At 62.5% G+C, this 4236-nt stretch carries 2 protein-coding genes and 2 pseudogenes; 2 read left to right on the top strand and 2 right to left on the bottom strand.

Annotated features, from left to right (window positions below; translation table 11 throughout):
* A pseudogene (locus HP499_RS21380) lies at positions 1-555 on the top strand (pyridoxal 5'-phosphate synthase lyase subunit PdxS); the annotation flags it as partial.
* 143 nt (positions 556-698) lie between these two features.
* Here the strand turns inward: HP499_RS21380 and HP499_RS21375 are convergent.
* A complete protein-coding gene (locus HP499_RS21375; protein ID WP_172326122.1) occupies positions 699-2711 on the bottom strand; it encodes a M3 family metallopeptidase in 2013 nt (670 codons plus the stop codon).
* A 74-nt stretch (positions 2712-2785) separates the two neighbouring features.
* Between HP499_RS21375 and HP499_RS21370 the strand changes: the two genes are divergently transcribed.
* Positions 2786-4051: a CapA family protein gene (locus HP499_RS21370; RefSeq protein ID WP_172326121.1), complete on the top strand. Its 1266-nt coding sequence runs from the start codon at positions 2786-2788 to the stop codon at positions 4049-4051.
* 3 nt (positions 4052-4054) lie between these two features.
* Here HP499_RS21370 and HP499_RS21365 read toward each other — a convergent pair.
* Positions 4055-4236: pseudogene (locus tag HP499_RS21365) on the bottom strand (glutamine amidotransferase); the annotation flags it as partial.

Here is a 4236-nt window from a genome sequence, read left to right as displayed (position 1 = left end):
GACTACATCAACCACATCGACAAGTGGAACTTCACCGTTCCCTTCGTCTGTGGTGCCACCAACCTGGGTGAGGCCCTGCGCCGCATCAACGAGGGTGCGGCGATGATCCGTTCGAAGGGCGAAGCCGGCACGGGCGATGTTTCCAACGCCACCGGCCACATGCGCAAGATCCGCTCCGAGATCGCCAAGCTTGCAGCCCTCCCGGAGGACGAGCTGTACGTTGCGGCCAAGGAGTTGCAGGCCCCGTACGAGCTGGTCAAGGAAGTTGCGGCTACCGGCAAGCTCCCCGTGGTCCTGTTCACCGCCGGCGGCATCGCCACCCCGGCTGATGCTGCGATGATGATGCAGCTCGGCGCCGATGGCGTGTTCGTCGGTTCGGGCATCTTCAAGTCCGGCAACCCGGCAGAGCGCGCCGCCGCCGTCGTGAAGGCCACCACGTTCCATGATGACCCCGATGTCATCGCCAAGGTCTCCCGCGGCCTCGGCGAAGCCATGGTGGGCATCAACGTCGACGAGATTCCCCAGCCCCACCGCCTCGCAGAGCGCGGCTGGTAGGTCTCACTTGCGCCCGGTGGGCGCTGATCCTCTGTGTGCTATCCCCGCTCTCGCTACCGCAAGTTTGTAGGTGGCCGGGGCGCGGGCCCTTTTACGCACACTGCCGGATCAGCGCCCACCGTTCCGTTTTTTGGATGTATGGGTTAGTTCAGTCCCCGGCGCTTAAGAAGGGGTTCCAGCTTGGCGTCCCTGCCTCGGAAGGCTTGGAAGGATTCCAAGGGATCGCGGCTGTTGCCGCGTGAGAGCAGCTCGGCGCGGAATCGCTCTCCGTTGGAACGGGTCAGTCCGCCGTTCTCCTTGAACCACTCCACGGTATCGGCATCAAGTACCTCGCTCCAGATGTAGGAGTAATAGCCTGCCGCGTATCCAGCGCCGGCAAAGATGTGCTGGAAGTAGCCCGTCCGGTATCGCGGCGGAATGAGCGGGTGCGCAATACCGGCGTCGGCAAGGGCTGTGGCCTCGAAGTCGATAACGTGATCGGGCACATCGGATTCCGAAAGAACGTGCCATGCAAGGTCCAGGAGCGCAGCCCCAAGATACTCGGTGGTGGCGAAGCCTTCGCCCCACAGCAGTGAATCATTGAGCTTGTCCACGGTGGCTTGGGGCAGGGGTTCGCCCGTGGAGTAGTGGCGGGCATAGTTGGCCAGGATTTCCGGCCACATGATCCACATCTCGTTGACCTGCGAAGGGTATTCCACAAAGTCACGCGGAACAGAGGTTCCAGAGAAGCGTGGGTACGTGACGTTCGAGAACAGGCCGTGCAGTGCATGTCCGAACTCGTGAAAAACAGTGCGGACCTCGTCCAGGGAAAGCAATGTGGGTTCGCCGGGAGCCGGCTTGGTGATGTTGAGGTTGTTGATCACCACGGGGCGTGTTTCCAGCAGGCCGGACTGTTCCACCAAGGAATTCATCCAGGCCCCACCACGCTTTGAAGCACGGGTGTAGTAATCCCCCAGGAACAACCCGATTCCTTGGCCATCCTCGTCGCGCACCTCCCAGACGCGCACGTCAGGGTGGTATCCAGCAAGGTCGGACCGCTCGTGGAAGGTGACGCCGTACAACTGGGTTGCAGCATGGAAAACGCCGTCTGCGAGCACCGTGTCCAAGCTGAAATAGGGACGCAGCGCTTGCTCGTCAACCTCGTACTTCTCCTTGCGGACCCGTGCAGAGTAGAAAGCCCAATCCCACGGCTCCAGGTTATGTCCGGCGGATGCCGCCAAGGCCTCAGCCTCGGATTGGGCGTTCCGCACTGCGGCGGGCGCCAGTCGTCCAAGCATGGCCTTGACCTCCCCGAAGTCCGGTGCGGTCTGTTGGTCCACCACCAGTTCTGCATAGTTGGCAAAGCCCAGGAGCCGGGCCTTCTCCGCCCGCAACCGGAGAGTAGCTCTTACGAGGTCCCGCACATCCAAGGTCCCGCCGCTGGTGCCACGTGCGAGGGACGCCTCATACAAACGACGCCGGATGCCTCGGTTTTCCAGCGACGCTATGGCCGGCTGGTTGCTGGGTTGGATCAGGGTCAGCAAGTACTTGCCGTCGTGTCCGGCTGCTTTGGCTGCTTCGGCGGCCCCCGCAACATCCTCAGCAGGTAAACCGGCCAGGTCTGCGGCGTCGTCGAGGAGGAGAGCTGCCGACTTCATGCTTTCCTTGACACGCTGGCCGAATTCGGTGCCCAAGCGCGAGAGTTCTGCATTGACATCCCGCAAGCGTTGTTGGCCGGCGGCATCGAGTTGGATACCGGACTGGCGGAATTCCTTCAGGTATTCCTCCACCAGACGCGAGGATTCCGGGTCAAGATCCGAGACGTCGATCGCGGCGAAGCGGTCATACAGGGCGCGATTCATGTACACCGCGTCCTGGTGCGCTGAAAACTTGGGCGACAATTCCGTTTCGAGCGCCTTGATTTCCTCTGATGCATCCGCCGAAACCAGAGTGAAGAATGCTGCACCCGCCCTTTGCAGAAGGCGGCCGGATTGTTCCATGGCCAGGGCCGTGTTCTGGAAGGTCGCCGGATCGGAGGTGTTGGTGATGGCATCGATTTCCCGCAAGTGCACGGTCAGTCCGGCATCAATAGCTTCGGCGTAGTGCCCGGGGTTCATGCCGGCGAAGGGCGGAAGGCCATACGGCAGGGGGCTGGGGCTCAGCAGGGGATTGGTCATGAAGTGACTCTTTCACGTAAGAATCCGGTCCTCAAGGGCGGCACGCCCGGGTGGAACGGGTCTTCAGCCGTAGGATGAAAGCCATGGGGAATATCACATCCGCTGCCCGACGCGTCCGTCTTTCACGGCCACTGTTTGCCATGGTGACAGCGGCGGCTGCGTTTTCGTTGGGGGCCTGTGGGGTCATTGCCGAATCCGATGACCAGAACCGCAGCGCTGCGGCCTCGGCTCCGGCTTCCGAGTCGCCAACACCGACGCGTACCCCCGCGCCGAACCCTACGCCCGGCAAGGGGCCGGCCTGCCCCGAGCTTCGGTGCACCTCCATCACCGTAACCGGTGACATGCTGGTCCACACCCAGCTATGGCAACAGGCAAGGGCCGACGCCGCGGCAGCCGGCCTTCCGGGGTACACGTTCGTCCCCCTCCTCGAAGGCCAGCGGCGCTATATCCGAAACAGCGATCTCGCCATCTGCCACCAGGAAACACCCGTGGCGGCGCCCGAGGGACCTTTCTCGGCCTATCCGTCCTTCAACGTTCCGCCGCAGATCATTACTGCTTCCAAGGACGTCGGTTATCAGGCGTGCACCACGGCCAGCAACCACACCATCGACCGGGGGACTGAGGGCCTTCTACGGACACTGGATGCCCTGGACGCGGCCGGGCTTAAGCACACCGGCTCCTACCGGACCGAGGCCGCTTCCAAGGAAATCCTCATGCTGGAATCGGATGCGGCCAAGGTCGCTGTCATCATCGGGACATACGGCCACAACGGTCAAATCCCTGAGTACCCCTGGCTGGTGGACGAGCTTGATCCTGCCGTCATGATCGCCAAGGCAACGCAGGCCAGGGCCCTCGGAGCGGATATCGTCCTGGGAGTGATGCACGCAGGGGACGAGTATGCCAGCGAAGCCAACGTCCAGCAGCAAGACGTTGCGCACGCCCTGGTGGACAGCGGCCAGTTCACCATGATCTATGGACACCACACGCATTCCGTGCTGCCGATCGAGAATTACAAGGGCACGTGGATTGTTTACGGATTGGGCAACGGTGTCACGGAGTTGTCGCCGTGGTACGTGCTCAACAATGAAGGATTGCTGGTGAGGGCCCAGTTCAGCCAGAACGCGGCCGGAGCATGGACAGCCTCGGACCTTGCTTGGGCGCCGTCGGTGATTGTCCGGGATCCCTACCGATGGTGCTCGGTGGCCAGCGATGCTCCACAGGGAGTCTGCGCATCACCGGGAGCCGACGCAGCTACCCATCAACGAACCAAAACGGTGGTCGAGTCCATGGGCGCAGCGGCTGCAGGCGCCCACGAACTGTTGATCACCAAGGAGAAATAGCGCCTATCGCGGCCGGCGCGCGGCGTGTTCGCGCGCGAGGCGGGCGTAGTCGTCGTCGGGCGTTCCCGGAACGAAGGTGCCGTACTTGCGCTCAGCTGCTGTCCGGATGAGGAAGTCGGCAATCGCCGGATTCTTTGGCAGCAACGATCCGTGGAGGTAGCTGGCCACCACATTGTTGTAGCGCG

This window comes from Paenarthrobacter sp. CM16, from assembly GCF_013179505.1.
In the GTDB taxonomy this organism is placed as follows: domain Bacteria; phylum Actinomycetota; class Actinomycetes; order Actinomycetales; family Micrococcaceae; genus Arthrobacter.
This window is presented reverse-complemented; position numbering and strand designations above follow the sequence as displayed.